This window comes from Tumebacillus lipolyticus (assembly GCF_042682745.1).
Lineage (GTDB): Bacteria > Bacillota > Bacilli > Tumebacillales > Tumebacillaceae > Tumebacillus_A > Tumebacillus_A lipolyticus.
This window is the reverse complement of the sequence record NZ_JBHUIO010000005.1, coordinates 643926-662096: the sequence shown is the minus strand read 5'-3', so window position 1 is coordinate 662096 and position 18171 is coordinate 643926. Positions and strand designations below refer to the sequence as shown.

The following is an 18171-nucleotide window of genomic DNA, read 5'->3' as shown; positions in this document are numbered from 1 at the left end:
ACGGGTAACTGTCCTGCGGTCGATAGTAGCTGGCGATCGCAGGGCGGACGGCCCTTCGCGAATGACATATGCAAGAAGGAAGAAAGGTGGAAGCCCTATGAGCGATACGAACACAGCCTCGCCCTCGATCTTAGCCCCTCTCAAGCTACGGCCGTTTCGCCTGCTGTTTGGCGGACAGGTGTTTACCGATCTCAGCAACTGGCTGGACTTCACCGCGCTGACCGTTTTGCTCGTCTACGTTTGGCAGCACGGGCCGGAAGCGATCGCCGCACTGATGATCACAGTCGGCATCCCGTGGGTGTTCATCGGGCCGCTGGTCAGCGTCTGGGTCGACCGTTTGCCGCGGAGACCGCTGATGATCTATCTCGTCTTGGCAAAACTGCTCGTGACGGCAGGCTTTCTTTTCGCGCCCAATCTGTATGTCCTCTTGCCGCTGATCTTTTTGCGCGGCGTCTTGGGCGTGATGCTCGTCCCAGCGCGTCAGGGCGCGATCAGGAGCATCGTGCCGGAACAACTGCTGCCGGGGGCGGTCACGCTGGGCGAGCTGTCCACGCGATTGACGCAAGTGCTGGCCCCGGTGCTCGGCGGCGTGATCGTCGCCTACTCCTCACCGCAGGTGGTCTTCGGGGTAGAGCTGGTGATCCTGATCATCGCCGCGATCTTTCTGATGCGCCTGCCGCGCTTGCAGAATGAGCCCAACCGGGAGAACAGGGAGAAAACCAGCTTTTGGGCTGAGTTTGGCGAAGGCTTGCAACATATCCGCAGCAGGCGGATTCTGGCGATGGCCATCCTGCTGCTCGGCGTCGGATTTTTCATGATCTTTCTCTATGATGGGATGCTGGCGCTGTGGGCGAAGGGCATCGGGCTTGGAGAGTCGTCCTACGGCCTGCTGATGAGCGCGATCGGCTTCGGCAACATCGTCGGCGCGATCGTCGCCGGACAGTTTGCGTTTTGGCGAAAAAATCCGCTGCAGTTTATCGTCATCGCCGCCGTGTTCCTCGGCCTGATCAACATCCTGATCGGCTTTGGCGGCCTCGGTCATGTGGTGACGCACGTGTCGCTGTGGGTGCTGACCTTCCTCGTCTTCGGTGTGGTCGGGGCGGCGGCTACCGTGCCCTTCGGCTACATCCTGCAGACGGAGACGCCCAACCATCTGATGGGCCGCGTCTCCGGCGTCGCCAGCGCGATTTCCAACGGTTCGATGCTGGCCGCTCCGGCGATCGGCGCGGCGCTGGCGAAGTTTATCGGCGTCGGCGGCGTCTTCGCCGCAGCGGGTGCGCTGATGACCTTGATCGCGCTCTGCGTGCTGGTCGTGCTCCCGCGCCTCGTCGCTGGGCACAAACCGCTGGTGCAACCGGATGGGGAGAGCGCTTCGGTGTCGTAATCCAATACAAATAAAAGCCCTTGGACTCGCCGACTGGCGTTTCCAAGGGCTTTTCAGCTTGAGCGGAACGACTTCCCCCGATTCACTTTTGATCATCAAGCCTCGTATCCTGTACGGTACGGACGGCGGTGTGAACGACAGGGGATCGCTCCCTATCTGTGAAACTAGCCGCGGCTCGGGAATTCACCCTGCAAGCAGATGATAAAATTCTGCGCGATGAACGGCTGCATGTTGTTGTGCGCCTGCGTCCCGCCGGCTACGTTCAATGCCAACGGGGACATTGGGACGTTCGGGGTTGGATCGTAGAGATTCGGAGGTGGGTTGAACGGGTCATCCGGGAGCTGAGCCCAGATATTGCCCTGCGGATCGCCAGTTGAACCATCTCCGACGATCGCCTGCGGGATGTGCGTATGGGCAGGGATTTGCGTGCTGAGCAGCGTGACGGTCGAGGCGCCGACCTGCTGACCCATCGTGGTGCGCGGCGTCAGACCTTGGCCAGCACCTTGATTCATCGCCGCATTGCCCATCAGGTTCGGCAGGGCGAAGGTCGTCTTACCGTCGCCGCCGTACTGCACGCCGAGGATGGAATAGAGCGCTGGGTTTTGCTGAATCGGCAACAGTTGACCGTTGCATAAAGCCCAACCTTTGGGAGCGAAGTTGCCTGCAAAAATTCGAATCTCACCAATATATGCGTCTGCCATGTTCGATCGACCCTCCTTTAATTTCTGCTTGGGAAAATGCCTTGGACTGCAATCGCATAGTTCAGCACCAGATAAGGCTGCATGTTGTTGTGCGGTTGGCTACCCCCTGCGGTGCCGATCGCCGCTTGGTTCATCTGCACCATCGTTTCAGCTGGACCGTATGCATTCAAATCTGTACCTGAGCCCCATGTGTTGTTGGCTGGAGATGGGGCATTGGAAGCGTTGGAACCTGATACCTGATGCGTGTGCTGCGGCATCTCATTGACGGTCAAGATGTGTGTCGCTTCCCCTTGAGCAGTACCGAGTGGAATGGATTGGCTGACATGGATCGGCACGCGGCCGCGATAGTCTGGCAAGGCGAACGTCGTCACACCGTTGCCACCATAGACGGCGCCGAGCAGAGAATAGAGCGCTTGGTTCTGATTGATCTGCAGGATTTGCCCTTCACAAAACATCCAGCCTCGCGGGGCATAGTTGTTGGCGAACAGGCGGATTTCACCCACGAACGGTTCTGACATGAGAATTCCTCCTCAATGGTTGATGGTCGGTCATTTTAAGATTGGGGCGGGAAGATGCCGTACAGCGAGATGATGAAGGAGATGGTGGTCGTCGGCATCATGTTCTCATGCGGTTGGTTGCCGCCGACAGATGCAATCGTTTGCGCGCTCATGTTTTGCGTGGTGCCGCTTCCGAAGTTGGTGTGGATCGTTTTGCCCCAGATGGCATTGGCAGACGTATCCCCGTCGGATAAGGTGTTGTTGGCGTTGGCGATGTGCGTGTGCTGCGGCAGTTGATTCGCGACCACGGTCACCGTCTCAGATCCACCTTTTGTACCGCGCACATAGGTGGTGTTCGGGTGAATTGCAACCCGGCCTTGCAGGTCTGGCAAGGCGAAGGTGGTCTGTCCGTCCCCACCGTAGGTGGTGCCGAGCAGGGCAAACAGCGCTTCGTTTTCAGCAATGCTCAACAACTGACCATTGCACAGGGCCCAGCCCTGCGGAGCGAAATTGCCCGCAAACATGCGAATTTCGCCCAAATAGGATTCGCTCATCGTTGTGTCACCTCATGTCATTATAATGGGAAGGCTTGGACACCTGAGGTGCCAGCCATTCCATGCGGATGTGCAACCCGTTCTCTGCGGTCTGCACGAAACCAGTGCGGTCGTACAGGCGGCGCGCCGGGTTGGTGGAAAGGACGCTGAGCCGCAGCGGACGCGCAGATGCTGCCGCTTCCTCCTGCAGCTGTCGAATCAGAAAAGCGCCGATTCCTATGTTTTGGAAATCAGGGAGCAGCGCGATGTCGACCAGCACGATCTCTTCATCGGAGCGGGCGACGAGCAACCTACCTACCTGAAGATTCCGATAAAGAATTAGCGAGTGATCTGCAGCCGGATACTGCATGGCGTAGGAGCGCTGTTGAGCGGTCCACTGCATCTGCAAAAACTGCTGTTGCATCTGCTCGTCCCATCCCCACGCCTGAAGCTCCGCTCTCCGCGTGCTCGCATACAGGTCAAACAGGAACGAATCCTGTTCAGGAAGAGCTTGAGAAAGTTCGACCATCTTTTTCTCCATGATCAGCAATTTTTGGGTGGTATGATCTTGATGGGAAGATTATAGCACAGCCCCTTTCAACAATCATTATCGATTTGGTAAAAGTGGTTTTATAACCTAATTTTTTCTTTGATGAGGTTTACCTGTATTCAGCGATGCATTATGATAAAAGAGGTAAAATAGACAGTTTTTCAAGCCTCAACGGGGGGGTGAGGAAAAGGGAAAAGTTCGAAGTCATTTATCTTACGGGGGCTGACAGTCTACATGTTCAGGCTCTCTGTAGGGAGGAATGGAATGAGTTCGGTTCAATTATTCAAAAAATTCCAGAGGATGATCAGTCTGCTGCTGGTATTTTTATTGGTCGCCTTTTCCTCTGGAATCGACCCGTATGTACAACGTGCGGAGGCGGCAACTTGGAGTTCGTTCAATCCTGGCTATGGCGTAGGGTCGTTCGGCAATGAGGTCGCCTATGGCAACGGAACTTGGCTGCTATTTTCGCAGTCAGGGGATTATGGGAAGTCCACAGACAGCTCTGGAACTGCTTTTCAAAAGGCTGGGACGGTCTTCCCCTGTAAAGTGTTGGAGATGGAGCACATCGGCACACAGTGGCTCGCTGCGTGTGACAACGGGAAGATCTACACGTTGGCAGACGGACAGGATCCGTTGGACGTGGACAACTGGTCTCCCCAAGTCACTGGCAAGACAGGCAAACTGGTCGGGATCGCCACCGATGGCAATAAGATTGTCGTGGTGGGGGATGCGGGCGGCACGGTGTTGTCCTCAGCAGACGGTCATAACTGGTTCGATCGCTCGATCGCCGGTATAACTGGGTTTAACGCAGTCACCTATGGCGAGGGCAAGTTCATCGCGGTCGGCAAGGCGTCAGACAACAGCAATGTCATCTACTCTTCGGTGGATGGCGAATCGTGGACCAAAGTCACGACTGCCGCACCGAGCAAGCTGTTATATGGGATCGACTATGGCGCTGGCAAATTTGTCGCTGTCGGTCTGACCGGCTACCTCTACGTATCGGACGACGGCGTGACTTGGGAAGAAAAGACGGCGCCAGATGATACCGGATCGGTCAGCTTTGCTACCGTCACCTATGGGCTTGGCCAATTTTATGTGGGCGGGACGAGCGAAACGATCCTGACCTCTTCGGATGGCTCGACCTTCGTGAAGGAGATCAAAGGCGGGAGTGCCAAGTCGGTGACTTCGATCGCTGTAGCCAATGGGAAAGCGTTCGCCGTTGGCAGCACCGGCCTCGTTCTGACGGCTGCCGCAGCTCCTCCGCTCAGCTCCAACGCACTGTTGAGCAATTTGACGGTGACGCCAGGCTCGCTGTCGTTTAACCAGGGAACGGCGAACTACACGGTTGAAGTTCCCTATGGAACCACATCTGCGAGCGTCACCCCGACCTTGCAAGACACGACGGCAACGCTGAAGGTGAACGGTGCGAGCAGAGCGAACGGTCAAGCGACTTCCGTCACGCTCGATGCTGACGGATCGACAGAGATCACGATCGTCGTGACCGCTCAAAACGGTACGACAACGAAGACGTACACGATCACGGTGAACGAGGCGGCGCCTTCGACCAACAGTCAGCTGGGCTCGCTGACTGTCGATGGAACGCTTGTGTCCGGTTTCGTGAAAACAACCAAAGACTACAGTATAGAAGTGCCGAATAGCAAGAGCAGCGTCGACGTGAGCTGGGTGCTGGATGAGCCAGGTACACAGACGCTACAAGCGGTGAAAGTGGACAATATTGCCCAATCGCTTGGACCGGTCACAGGGTTGTCCTTGACGCCCGGCGTGGAGCGAGTGATCGAGATCACCGTGAAAGCGCAAGATGGCACATCGAGCACGTACACGCTGAAAGTCAAACGGAAGCTGTCGAGCAATGCGAACTTGAGCAACTTGACGGTGACGCCGGGCTCGCTGTCGTTTAATCAAGGAACGACGAGCTATACGGTTGAAGTTCCCTATGGTACCCCCACCGTAACCGTCACTCCGACCATGCAAGACACGACAGCGACGATGACGGTGAATGGCACGGGTAAAGCGAACAGCGAAGCGACTTCGATCACGCTCGATGCTGACGGCTCGACGGAGATCACGATCGTCGTGACCGCGCAGGATGGCACGACGAAGACGTACACGGTCACGGTGAACGAGGCGGCGCCTTCGACCAACAGTTATTTGAACTCGCTGAGCGTTAATGGAACGCTCGTGTCCGGTTTCGTGAAAACAACCAAAGACTACAGCACGGAAGTGCCGAACAGCAAGAGCAGCGTCGACGTGAGCTGGGTGCTGGATGAGCCAGGTACACAGACGCTACAAGCGGTGAAAGTGGACAATGTTGCCCAATCGCTTGGGCCGCTCGCAGGGTTGTCCTTGACGCCAGGCGTGGAGCGAGTGATCGAGATCACCGTGAAAGCGCAAGATGGCAAGTCGAGCACGTACACGCTGAAAGTCAAGCGGAAGCTGTCGAGCGATGCGAACTTGAGCAACTTGACGGTGACGCCAGGCTCGCTGTCGTTCAATCAGGGAACGACGAATTACACGGTTGAAGTTCCCTACGCTACCCCCACTGTGACCGTCATCCCGACTTTGCAAGACACGACGGCGACGATGACGGTGAATGGCACGGGTAAAGCGAACAGCGAAGCGACTTCGGTCGTGCTCGATGCTGACGGATCGACGGAGATTACGATCGTCGTGACCGCGCAGGATGGAACGACGAAGACGTACACGATCACGGTGAACGAGGCGGCGCCTTCGACCAACAGCTATTTGAACTCGCTGACCGTCGATGGAACACTTGTGTCCGGTTTCGTGAAAACAACCAAAGACTACAGCATGGAAGTGCCAAACGAAACGGGGTTTATCAATGTAGAGTGGTTGCTCGATGAACCGAGCACGCAGACGCTGCAAGCGGTGAGAGTGGACGATGTTGCCCAAGCGCTTGGACCGCTCACAGGGTTGTCCTTGACGCCAGGCGTGGAGCGAGTGATCGAGATCACCGTGAAAGCGCAAGATGGCACGTCGAGCACGTACACACTGAAAGTCAAGCGGAAGCTGTCGAGCGATGCGAACTTGAGCAACTTGACGTTGACGCCAGGCTCGCTGTCGTTCAATCAGGGAACGACGAACTACACGGTTGAAGTCCCCTATGGAACCTCCACTGTGACCGTCACCCCGACCATGCAGGACACGACGGCGACGATGACGGTAAACGGCACGGGTAAAGCGAACAGCGAAGCAACTTCGGTCACGCTCGATGCTGACGGGTCGACGGAGATCACGATCGTCGTGACCGCGCAGGATGGCACGACGAAGACGTACACGATCACGGTGAACGAGGCGGCGCCTTCGACCAACAGTCAGCTGAACTCGTTGACCGTTGATGGAACGCCCGTGCCCGGTTTTGTGAAAACAACCAAAGACTACAGCATGGAAGTGCCGAATAGCACGAGCAGCATCGACGTGAGCTGGGTGTTGGATGAGCCAGGCACACAGACCTTGCTAGCGGTGAAAGTGGACAGTGTCGTCCAAGCGAACGGGCCGATCGTTGGCTTGGCTTTGACGCCCGACATGGAGCGAGTGATCGAAATCACCGTGAAAGCGCAAGATGGCACGTCGAGCACTTACACGCTGAAAGTCAAGCGGAAGCTACCAGACATTGCGAAGTTAAGCAACTTGACGGTAGCACCGGGAGAACTGGAGTTTCATTCTGAAACGGTAAGCTATCTGGTGGAAGTGCCGTATGGAACGGACACTGTGATCGTCACTCCGACCATGCAGGATGTATTGGCGACGATGAAGGTGAATGGCACGAGCAGAGCGAACAGCGAAGCGACTTCGGTCGCGCTCGATGCAGACGGATCGACCGACATCACGATCGTCGTGACCGCTCAAGACGGCACGACGACGAAGACGTACACGATCACGGTGAACGAGGCGGCACCTTCGAGCAATGGATATTTGAACACGTTGAAGGTGAATGGAACGCTCGTGTCCGGCTTTGTGAAAACAACCAAAGACTACAGCATGGAAGTGGAGAACGAAACGAGCAGCATCGACGTGAACTGGGTGCTGGATGAGCCAGACACACAGATATTGCAATCAGTAAAGGTAGATGATGTTGCTCAACCGCTTGGAGTGATCACCGGATTGTCCTTGACGCCCGGCGTGGAACGAGTGATCAAGATCACCGTGGAAGCGCAAGATGGCACGTCGAGCACGTACACGCTGAAAGTCAAGCGGAAGCTGTCGAGCAATGCGAACTTGAGCAACTTGACGGTGACGCCAGGTTCGCTGTCGTTTAATCAGGGAACGACGAATTACACGGTTGAAGTTCCCTACGGTACCCCCACTGTGACCGTCATCCCGACTTTGCAAGACACGACGGCGACGATGACGGTGAATGGCACGGGTAAATCGAACAGCGAAGCGACTTCGGTCACGCTCGATGCTGACGGCTCGACGGAGATCACGATCGTCGTAACCGCGCAGGATGGAACGACGAAGACGTACACGATCACGGTGAACGAGGCGGTGCCTTCGACCAACAGCTATTTGAACTCGCTGACTGTCGATGGAACGCTTGTGTCCGGTTTTGTAAAGACCGACCTTGAGTACGAGATGGAAGTGCCGTTTGGAACGGGTAGCATCGATGTGGATTGGGTGTTGGATGAGCCAGACACGCAGACGTTGCTCGCGGTGAAAGTGGACAGTGTGATCCAAGCGAACGGGCCGATCGTCGGCTTGGCTTTGACGCCCGGCGTGGAGCGAGTGATCAAGATCACCGTGGAAGCGCAAGATGGCACATCGACCACGTATACGCTGAAAGTCAAGCGGAAGCTGTCGAGCAATGCGAAATTGAGCAACTTGACGGTAAACACCGGCAAGCTGACACCTAATTTCGCATCGGGCACCGACACCTACAAGGTGACTGTGTCGAACAGCTTAAAACAGTTGAGCGTAACGCCTACTCTGGCAGATGTTGATGCCACGATGACGGTAAACGGGAACCCGGCGGGCAGCGGGAATGCTGTGTTGATCAACCTGAACGATGGAACAAACGTGATCACCGTGGTGGTAACCGCTCCGGATGGCACGACATCGACCTACACGATCACCGTGACGCGCGAGACGCCTGTCGATGACAAAATCAAAGGCACTCTGTATGGAGACATCACCAAGCTGATCGGCAACAGCACCAAGCTCAGCGCCGATGTCTACAGCGCTGATGGCAAGACCTTGATTCAATCGGGTGTTGCGGTAAACAGCGCGAACGGCAAGTTCGAGCTGAACAAAATCGAGCCCGGCTCGTACCGCATGGTGCTGTACGCGTTGGCAGACAACGGCATGAAGCTGGCCGGTCAAACGGTGACGCTCACGGTCAACGGTTCAAAAGAAGCGACGGCAAGCGCATCTGTCATCGATCCGTTCGGCGTGGTGACAGACTCGCTGACCAAGAAAGCGATCGCGGGCGTGAAAGTGACCGTCTACTGGGCGGATACAGAGCTCAATCGCAGCCTTGGACGCACGCCGGGCACGCAAGTCGTGCTGCCAAAGTTGGCCGCGATGACCAACAAGAACGAAAACGGTCAACTGAGCACCAAAGACGGTCAATTCGGCTGGTTGCTCCTGCCTGAAGGCGACTACTACATCATGGCGGAGAAAGAAGGCTATGAAGCGTACGATGGTCGCAACGCATTCTTCCATGTCGGGCAGACAGCTGTAAAGACCAACTTCACAATGCAAGCGAAAGTGCTGGAAGAAGGCACGATCGAGCCGTATATTAGCGGCTATCCGGATGGGACGTTCCGTCCAAACAATGGCATCACGCGCGCCGAACTGGCCGCTGTGCTGCTGAAAGTGTTGAAGATCCAAGCGGAGGCGGAGATTGGTAGCTACAGCGATGTGACGTCGTCCAACTGGGCGGCAGCAGCGATCGAAGAAGTCACCAAGCGCGGCTTGATGATCGGCTACCCGGACGGCACGTTCCGTCCGAACCAGCAGGTTACCCGCGCGGAGATCGCCATCGTGTTGGGCAAAGTGAAGCAGCTGACTCCGGGGAGCGGCGGCAAATCTTCGTTCCATGATATTGACGGTCATTGGGCGAAAGATGCCATTCTCCTCGCTGAACAAGCGGGGCTGGTCAGTGGCTATTCGGATGGTACTTACCGCCCGAATGAGCAACTGACTCGCGCTCAAGCGGTTGTGATCTTCAACAAAGTGTTGGGATGGAATGAGCTTCCTGTCGACAAGCCGCAGCGATGGTCGGATGTGTCCAGCAACCACTGGGCCAACAAGGACATCATGCGCGCTTCTGTCGCCCATTCGTATCAGAAGCTTGGGAACGGCATGATCGTTTGGAAGTAAGTGAGTGACAAGAGCAAACCGCCATCTGCATGTGCAGATGGCGGTTTGTTTTATTTTTGGAGCAAGGGAGCATTCGTCAATTGTTGGCTCATCACGAGAGGAGTATGGTCAAGGTCTCGCTCGTTCCTCGCTCGAATCTGGGGTCGTCGAGGACTGAAAGAAGGGGAGTCAATAATCGCTCGTAGCTGTTGCGCCGGGTAACAATGGCAGACCCGTATTAAAGGGGACTTAGAGTATCATCGATTTCAAAAGTGGTATTGCAAGTGTTGACTTCCTTCAATGTTGTCCTCAAGGGGTGATCTTCCAAACTTTCAGGAACAGGCCTTCTGCTTTAGATGGTCCAAAATACGAAAAAACCATAATTTTTACATGCAAAAAAAGAAGGAGCTCTAGAGACTCCTTCTTTCAATAGGTTGTGCCATGAGAATCTGAAAAATCGAGTCGTATCGCTGTCGGACTCTCGAAAGCGATTGTCATCAGTGGGTCTTTAAAGGTTTCAACGTATCGTCAGTGATTTCTTTTTCGTTAAGAGCGGCGATTAGTTTGTCACCCTCGACGTCTAGGTTTGGTAACAGACGGTTCAGCCATTGCGGTAGCCACCACGCTTTGTCGCCAAAGATCGCCATGACAGCCGGTACCAAGATGATCCGGACGATGAAGGCGTCGAGCAGTATGCCTACCGCCAACGCAAAACCGATCTGTTTGATCATCACATCTTCAGCAAAGGAGAACCCGGCGAAAACGGCGACCATGATTACAGCTGCAGCCACGACGACGCGGCTGGCCTGCTCATATCCGTGAACGACACTCGCAACGCCCCGATGCCCATGAACATACGACTCGCGCATCGAACTGACCAAGAAGACCTGATAGTCCATCGCCAGCCCGTAAAGAATTCCTGTGACCATGATCGGCATAAAGCTCAACAGCGGACCGCCCGTGTCAAAGCCGAAGAGGGAGTGAAGCCATCCCCACTGGAACACGGCTGTTGTGATCCCGAACGTGGCAAGCACACTAAGCAGGAAGCCGAGCGTGGCTTTAATCGGGATGATGATGGATCGGAATACCAACAGCAGAATGATGAGCGAGAGGATGACGATAACCCCTATATAGAGCGGGAAGACCTCCGCTAGCTTGGACGACATATCAATGTTGATCGCGGTGAACCCTGTAACCCCAAGAGTGAGGCCATATTTCTGAGCAATACTCGAATCGGGATCACGCAAGTCTTGCACCAAGTTTTTGGTCTCTGCGTCGGTAGGTCCCGTTTTCGGAATGAGGCTTAGAATTGCCATGTCCCCAGTTTCCTTGACGCCCAACGGTGACACCAGCGCAACGTTTGTTTGCTGTTGGAGATCCTGTAGCAGAGAGTAGAGCATTTCCATTGTCACTTTGTCGGAACCCTTGGGCTCAGCAACTAAGAGAAGCGGACCGTTAAATCCTTCCCCGAAAGCATCTGAAATCGCGTCGTAACTCTGTCTTACTGTCGTGTCAAAGTTCGCTGTGGCACCAGACGGAATGCCCAGTTCCATACTCGCTACCGGAATCGTCGCCACACCGAGAATCGCGATGACACCGACAATTAAGGGCCAACGATACTTCACGACCCCATTTATCCAGTTCGTTGCGACCCCGCGCCGAACTTTGGTCGCATGGACGCGGCTGTTCTCGCGCGCTTTTTGTGAGCAGATTCGCTCTCCGACCAAACCGAGCAGTGCAGGTAGCAGGCTCAGAGCAATGAACACGTTGATGAGGACGGTCGCTGCAGCGACCAACGCCATCGTGGATAAGAATTCAATCCCGATCACGAGCATGCCGCACAAAGCAATGATGACCGTCAAGCCGGCGAAAAATACTGCGCTGCCAGAAGTGCCGATCGCTCTGCTCGCAGCCTCGCGAGCGCTCAGCCCCTGTTCGAGAATCAGTCGGCGCTGACGGTTCACGATGAACAGTGCGTAGTCGATTCCGACTGCCAGACCGACCATGAGAGCCAAGGCAGGAGTGATGTCAACAATATTGATGAACTTGGAAATCGCAAAAGCTCCGCCAACGCCAACGCCGACACCAAGGATTCCGGTGAGAAGGGGAAGGCCAGCCGCAACAACTGAGCCAAGCGTCATGAATAGAACAACAGCGGCAACGACCAATCCGATAATCTCAGCTGAGCTGAACACTGTGGGTTTGCCCTTGATCGAGTCGCTGGGCAACGCCTTAATGTGGGTGCCATCCTCAACGGCAGTGACGGCCTCGACAACGGAATCGATGACGGTCTTGGGCACTGACATCTGCGGTACGGTGAACTGGAATTGGAACATGGCGATGTTGCCATCGGAGGAAATGATCACACCAGGAACCGGAACGCCATTGGCCATCAAGGGGCCGTACGGAGGTCGTTCAGTCGTGGTAGCCTGATCGGTTCCAGCGCTCTGAGGAGATTCAGCAAGCGATGCGCCCGCTTTGGCGGCCATTTCGACGGGATTAATCACATAGTCCATGCTGTAGACTTCGTTAACGGCTTTGCTGATCGAGGTCAAATGTTCTGGTGTATCCAGACGTTCACCCTCGGGCACTGTGAACACAACACTAGCTTGTCCGCCAGAAGCTTCCGGAAGTTCTTCCGCCAGCATGTCCAGCACCTTTTGGGACTCGGTGCCCTCAATTTTCATATCAGAACTTACGTGTATGCCATTCACGCTGATTGCGGCGATGACAACTCCGAGGATCAAGGTCCAACCGACGATAAAGTACCAGGGTTTGTCGTATGCTTTCTTCCCTAATCTGTACAAGAATGTAGACATGAGAGTGATAGTCTCCTTTTGCTAGAAATCGTGAGGGGTCAAAACTTAAAACCGTTTCGCAAGTAACTGAACATGGTGTCCCAATATTGATCAAATGTCATCGCCTCAGGGTTATCGGACGTCGATTGGTCCGGTAGCAACACATTGAAGCTTCCGTCAATGATAGGCAACGATGCCCCTACAACTGCCCCAGTAAGCAGATGCGTGTACCCTTCGGGGTAACGCCCGTGAAATAACTGGCTTAACAAATTCTGGGCCGACGCTTGCATTTGGTGGAGAACGCTGAGTCTGTAGGGCTCGAGCGTCGGATACCGTTGGGAGAGCGACGAGAGTTGACGCATTTTCCATAGCAGCTCTGCTGTAAGTTGCATCTTCATAAAGTGGTAAAGGGCGTCAACAGGGGACGTGTTTTCATGCAGTTCATCTAGCAAGTTCTCAAATTCGTTGATGTCATTCATAGGTTCAACCGCCATCACCACAGCTTCTTCCTTACAGGAATAGTGGTTCGCGAACGTTCTTCTGGAGTAACCGGCGCGTTGCACCACATCTTCAACGACAAAGCCGTCCAAACCTCGTTCAAGTGCAAGCTCGAACGCCGCGTTTGCCAATGCTTGTGCGGTTGCCTCCTTTTTGATAAAGCGCAAGCTGTTTTTGTTCATCGTACAGCGCATCTACCTCTCTTGTTTGGATACGAATAGATCGACTAGAATTTACATTAACACATCGTTGCACAATGAGCAATGATGCCCAATGGGCAACGATGTGGAGAAAGTGCAAGTGCAGATGGAGCAACTGAGCGAGTACCACTCCTATACCATGCATGATGTGAATGCTCGTTATCTCCTCGTAGGAGGAAGGTCGCTTAAAACATGATTTGGGAAGACTAACAATTGGTTGGGGGAATTTTGAGGGGTGAGGAGTTTCTAAACGGAGATTGAGATATTTTGCTTCCGAACTACAACAAAAAGACGACGCTTCAGCATCGGAAGCGTCGTCTTTGTCATTCGATGGTTCATGTGGTGAGGAGGTACGGGTCACTTCACTACTCAACACCAAGGTTAAATTGCCAACCAATGCCGAATTTGTCTGTGACCATACCGTAGTATTTGCTCCAAAATGTTTCTTGCAGTTCCATGACGACATTGCCGCCCACTTTCAGTTTGTCAAAGGCAGATTGAATTTCATCTTTGTTGTCCGTTACCAAGGCCAAACTGATGTTATTGCCAACAGTGAAAGGCATTTCGGGCAAAACGTCCGAAAACATTACTCTGCTCCCGCCGATTGTCAGCCGTGCATGCATGATTAAGTGCTTTGATTCCTCAGCAAGTGGATAATCAGGATTCGGTGGAACTTCTCCAAATGTCATCAGTTGAGATGGTTCTGTCCCGAAAACTTCTGCGTAAAACTCTACTGCTTCACGACAGTTTCCTTTAAAATTCATGTACACATCGATCGACACTTTCGTTCACTCCTTTTGTAATGGTAAACTATGTAAATATCTTTGGGTAATCAGTGTATCATCGAAGCAGTACGAAATCAAGAACGAAGGAGAACTGTCTTCGATCGCAACGCTTCTATCGTAGAAGACAAGGGGAGGGCAACTCTGGTATTTTACCCGAAGTTAGAATGCTATATACCTAGGAAGATAAAAATAAGAAGAGCAATGGATTTATTCGTCTCGGTCGAACGTTCTCGGTAACAATGGTAGACCTGATAAATAGGGGACAGAAGGATAACGGACGTTGAGCGATCATCTTGGCCTGTGGCAAAGTTTACAAATGAGAAGGTTCACATCTGGGGGAAGGAGGCTGTTCAGCAGCCTCCTTTATTGTTACATCTATTCAACAATCTCGACCTCTACTCGGCCATCGCCGAACTGAGTGGTGATTTTGACGTTCAAGCTTTGCTTCTGGTAGTAAAGGATGCACTTGTCGTTTTCTTGGAGGGTGGAATAGTCAACGATGGGGCTGTAATCATCCTCGTCTAACAAAGAGCCATTGTCCTTCGTAATCGTTAACCTAGCCCCTGCTTGAAGTGCGAGTGCCTGCTCTTCCGGTTCATCGGATGGCTCTTGTTGCGGTACGGTGAAATGGTTGAGCTCTTCGAGGGCATGGAGTGCGCCACCGATCTCCATGTGGTCCGATTGGCTCCAGTTGTAGATGCCTTTTGCTAGATCAGCTACAGATTCTATCTGGCTGACCATACCGGCGAATGCCTCCAACATGCCGGTGCGCCAGTCCGACACAAATCTTTCCTTTTTCATTACTTGCATGTGTGTGGCGAAGCGCACTAGCTTGTTCATGAAATTACTCAGTTCTTGTCTGGCTTGCTCTGCATCGTCGTTTGTACAAATCTTGGTGACCACGGCACTGATCTGCGTGCGGATGTCCTTGTTTGCCATCAAGTTGTCGAGGATGTACCAGGAGGTCGGATCCAACGCTGCTTTGTAGAGATCCTCAACCTGTTCCTCGCCGCTGAAGTCTGACTTGGTTGTGTCTTTGTCATAGGTGAAAAGAGCAGAGATCTTCTTGACCTGCGCTCCGGTCAGATTGATCGACAGGGCGTCGTAATTCTCCTGAGCATGTCCGCCGGAGTACATGACGACGCTAACCCCGATCGCTTTGGCCCATGCGAGCAGCAGTTGGCTCGAATCCATATGAAACTCGTCTGCCAAGGCGAGGAAGCGCTGATCCTGTAGCACCTGCAACTGCTGCTGTGGCAACGCGTAGCCTTGTTTGCAGGCACCAAGCCCGGCCCCGCCTTGGATGCCATAGCCCATGAAGGTGATGTCGTTGCTGTGGCAGAAGTCGAGGATCTCCATGTTGAGATTGTAAGGGGAAAAGCGGTTTTGTACGTACCGGAGGCGCATCATCTGCTTTTGCACGGTGTAGTCATGGATGGCCTGTAACTGCGCCAAATTGACATTGCTGACCCCAAGCCCTTGCACGGCCCCTAGCTTGCCGGAGACCATCTCCTTGTACAGCTGTTCCATGTAGTCAAAAATCGTATCCGGGTTCTCCGGCATCTCATGCAGCATAATGACTTTTTGCGCCGATTCAGGGATCGTCTTCATATGGAGAGAAAGGCGCTCGCCCATATTGTCCAGTCTGCTCGCGAGGTTCTGGCTTTTGGCGCTGTTGGCGCCTTTTGTCGCGGGGTCTTCCGGCTCGACTTTGTAGATGATCTCGATCTGGTCGGGCGGGATGTCCAGCTCTTTTGCCGCTTTGAAGATCAACTCGGCTGCATTGCCATATAGTTCAGCCGTGTCAAAGATGCGATAGCCGGATCGGAGCGCGTTTTTTATGATCTTGATCTTTTCATCATCCAGCTTTTCGATCATGATTTCCATGTCTGCAACGCTTTGGTCGCGGTCTTTTGGGATGTCGGTGCCGAAGATTGGTTTGGGAGTCAGATCTTCTTTTCCGGGAAGGCCGTCCGTCCACTCGTTTTTCCGCCAGACTTCGATCCATTCTTTGTAGGGGCGGGGTTTGTTCTGGTAGGGCGCGAGAGCTTTCATGAACAGGGGGCTGTCGTCGAGGATTGTAAAGTACATCAATTCGGACACCGAATCGAAGTACCATTGGAGTCCGTCCAAGACTTCATCCCACTTCATTTTGCCGTCACCAGCAGACTCCCAGGCCATCTGCATCGGCGAACTGCTTAGTCCAGGTACAGTGCTTCGCTGGAGAGTCGGTAAGTGCTGCATCTGGTAGCGTAGCATCTGCATCGCGGCTCGATTGCCCACCGCCCGCTGCATTTGCAAGATGCGTTCAACTGAATTCGGCACAGATGCTTGACTTTGCGTAGGCGGGCGTTTGAAAGTTTCCCTTGTAGCTGGTGCTTCCATCGATGCGTTCTGTATGGTTTGAGATGGCCTCAAGATAGCATCCTCCTTGGGTGACACCAAGATGAACATATTTATATGTTAAATTTCTGGATAGAAATATCAAATCCTTTTACATACGAGTGAGGATGTGCGGAAGTCCTGTTTTGAAAGTCTTGGCAAAATGGTATGACACTGTTCAGTGACTGGTCTTTTGGAGTACATCAAAATAGGTTTTGAATACTACGCCGCTTCGGGAAATGGAGGAGATGGCAGAGCGGTACGTGCAAGGGGATGATGTATAGGAAAGGCCTTTTTTGTGCAGAAAGTTTCTTATTCTCTCACGACTATACATGAATTATACTGGAAGGTAGATAATAATTGCATAAGGGTAAAGTTTTTGAGGATTTCCCCATGACCGGAAGTAAAAGGTCGATCCTCGAAAAAGTGTCGATCTGTGTTCCAACGAGAGTGGCTGGAACCCACGTCACGTCTAGGTTTTGAGGAGGCGACGATTGTGAATTTAGTTTTCCCGTCAGCAGAACACAAAGAAGCCGTTATACATTTTTATAACGAAATCAAAAACGACGAGAACCATATCATTGGGTTCGGTGCGTTTGAAGATTACGAGTCGTGGCTTGCGATGATGCAGAACAGGTTGACTGGCAAAGATCTGCCTGAACACATGGTAAAAGAAACTTATTATTTGTGCTTTGACGAAAATAGGCTAATCGGCGTTTTGAGTATCAAGCATGAACTGAACGACTACCTTTTGCAATTCGGAGGTCACATCGGTTATGCTGTCCGCCCGTCCCAGCGCCGGAAAGGATATGCAACGGCAATATTTGCGGCGGCTCTCGAAAAAGCCAGAGAACTTGGAATTGATAAAATTCTTGCCATATGTGACAAGGGGAATATCGCCTCCGCAAAGACCATTTGCAAAAACGGCGGTATTCTGGAAAACGAGGTCTATGACCCAGACGATGAGCTTATGGTACAAAGATATTGGATTTCGGGCAGATAAAACCCCAAACAGTACATTCGCATTTGTAACGATAGAACCCCCTTGGCAGAAAGTGAACCACCTGTACATATTTTGAACTCGCTAATCCTTTCGAAGGTAACAATGGCAGACCCGACTATTAGGGGAATGAAAGTTGGCGGATGAAGGAGCGAGCTTCGGTGAGCTTCTCTGTATCAATGGAAGACCCGATTTATAGGGGACTGAAAGCCGTTACGGATAATCCGCTTGATGCCATCAATCAGCTGTAACAATGGTATCCCCGGCTTACAGGGGACTTGAAGATAATATGACTGCCAAAAACCACCAACCGACCTTAGCATGTACCATCACCAATCCCGAACGACACCTCCCCAAAAGCTCCCTGCAATCGACACGAAAATCTCCTCTACCACCCCAACCAAATCCCTCCTCTCAACCGAAGTCTCCCAATCAATCACTACCAAAAATCGTCTCCTAAGCAGGAATTGGATGGAAAAAGAGCAATTGTATAGAAAGTCCTAT

11 protein-coding genes are annotated in these 18171 nt (G+C 53.2%); 3 read left to right on the top strand and 8 right to left on the bottom strand.

Features of this window, described 5'->3' with window-relative positions:
* The first annotated feature begins 97 nt into the window (after positions 1-97).
* Complete coding sequence (locus ACFSOY_RS08435; protein ID WP_386045624.1) at positions 98-1384, top strand: MFS transporter; 1287 nt, start codon at positions 98-100, stop codon at positions 1382-1384.
* 164 nt (positions 1385-1548) lie between these two features.
* Here the strand turns inward: ACFSOY_RS08435 and ACFSOY_RS08430 are convergent, their stop codons facing one another.
* Genes ACFSOY_RS08430 through ACFSOY_RS08415 form a run of 4 tightly spaced genes read right to left on the bottom strand, consistent with a single transcriptional unit; the run spans position 1549 to position 3644 of the window.
* On the bottom strand, positions 1549-2085 hold the full coding sequence (locus tag ACFSOY_RS08430) for a phage tail protein (RefSeq protein ID WP_386045622.1): 537 nt from the start codon (positions 2083-2085) through the stop codon (positions 1549-1551).
* 17 nt (positions 2086-2102) lie between these two features.
* The gene (locus ACFSOY_RS08425; RefSeq protein ID WP_386045621.1) at positions 2103-2603 is read right to left on the bottom strand and encodes a phage tail protein; all 501 of its coding nucleotides are present in this window, start codon (positions 2601-2603) and stop codon (positions 2103-2105) included.
* A gap of 35 nt (positions 2604-2638) precedes the next feature.
* On the bottom strand, positions 2639-3136 hold the full coding sequence (locus ACFSOY_RS08420; protein ID WP_386045619.1) for a phage tail protein: 498 nt from the start codon (positions 3134-3136) through the stop codon (positions 2639-2641).
* Positions 3137-3143: 7 nt separating this feature from the next.
* On the bottom strand, positions 3144-3644 hold the full coding sequence (locus ACFSOY_RS08415) for a GNAT family N-acetyltransferase (protein WP_386045617.1): 501 nt from the start codon (positions 3642-3644) through the stop codon (positions 3144-3146).
* A 285-nt stretch (positions 3645-3929) separates the two neighbouring features.
* Here ACFSOY_RS08415 and ACFSOY_RS08410 point away from each other — a divergent pair, with 285 nt between their 5' ends.
* A complete protein-coding gene (locus ACFSOY_RS08410; protein WP_386045615.1) occupies positions 3930-10025 on the top strand; it encodes a cadherin-like beta sandwich domain-containing protein in 6096 nt (2031 codons plus the stop codon).
* A gap of 476 nt (positions 10026-10501) precedes the next feature.
* On the opposite strand, the gene ACFSOY_RS08405 is transcribed toward ACFSOY_RS08410, so the two are convergent.
* The 4 genes from ACFSOY_RS08405 to ACFSOY_RS08390 form a co-directional block, all read right to left on the bottom strand.
* Positions 10502-12823: an MMPL family transporter gene (locus ACFSOY_RS08405; RefSeq protein ID WP_386045613.1), complete on the bottom strand. Its 2322-nt coding sequence runs from the start codon at positions 12821-12823 to the stop codon at positions 10502-10504.
* A 38-nt stretch (positions 12824-12861) separates the two neighbouring features.
* Positions 12862-13482 (bottom strand): TetR/AcrR family transcriptional regulator, encoded by a 621-nt coding sequence (locus ACFSOY_RS08400; protein ID WP_386045611.1) that lies wholly within the window; start codon positions 13480-13482, stop codon positions 12862-12864.
* 383 nt (positions 13483-13865) lie between these two features.
* Positions 13866-14282 (bottom strand): VOC family protein, encoded by a 417-nt coding sequence (locus ACFSOY_RS08395; protein WP_386045609.1) that lies wholly within the window; start codon positions 14280-14282, stop codon positions 13866-13868.
* Positions 14283-14660: 378 nt separating this feature from the next.
* A complete protein-coding gene (locus ACFSOY_RS08390) occupies positions 14661-16703 on the bottom strand; it encodes an aldo/keto reductase (protein ID WP_386045607.1) in 2043 nt (680 codons plus the stop codon).
* A gap of 460 nt (positions 16704-17163) precedes the next feature.
* Between ACFSOY_RS08390 and ACFSOY_RS08385 the strand changes: the two genes are divergently transcribed.
* Positions 17164-17670: a GNAT family N-acetyltransferase gene (locus ACFSOY_RS08385; RefSeq protein ID WP_386045605.1), complete on the top strand. Its 507-nt coding sequence runs from the start codon at positions 17164-17166 to the stop codon at positions 17668-17670.
* Positions 17671-18171 lie beyond the last annotated feature (501 nt).

Excerpts from the sequence above, each read along its gene's own strand:
- ACFSOY_RS08400 (WP_386045611.1), bottom strand. The coding sequence starts at position 13,482 with ATGAACAAAAACAGCTTGCGCTTTATCAAAAAGGAGGCAACCGCACAA.
- ACFSOY_RS08405 (WP_386045613.1), bottom strand. The coding sequence starts at position 12,823 with ATGTCTACATTCTTGTACAGATTAGGGAAGAAAGCATACGACAAACCC.
- ACFSOY_RS08430 (WP_386045622.1), bottom strand. The coding sequence starts at position 2,085 with ATGGCAGACGCATATATTGGTGAGATTCGAATTTTTGCAGGCAACTTC.
- ACFSOY_RS08425 (WP_386045621.1), bottom strand. The coding sequence starts at position 2,603 with ATGTCAGAACCGTTCGTGGGTGAAATCCGCCTGTTCGCCAACAACTAT.
- ACFSOY_RS08410 (WP_386045615.1), top strand. The coding sequence starts at position 3,930 with ATGAGTTCGGTTCAATTATTCAAAAAATTCCAGAGGATGATCAGTCTG.
- ACFSOY_RS08420 (WP_386045619.1), bottom strand. The coding sequence starts at position 3,136 with ATGAGCGAATCCTATTTGGGCGAAATTCGCATGTTTGCGGGCAATTTC.
- ACFSOY_RS08435 (WP_386045624.1), top strand. The coding sequence starts at position 98 with ATGAGCGATACGAACACAGCCTCGCCCTCGATCTTAGCCCCTCTCAAG.
- ACFSOY_RS08415 (WP_386045617.1), bottom strand. The coding sequence starts at position 3,644 with ATGGTCGAACTTTCTCAAGCTCTTCCTGAACAGGATTCGTTCCTGTTT.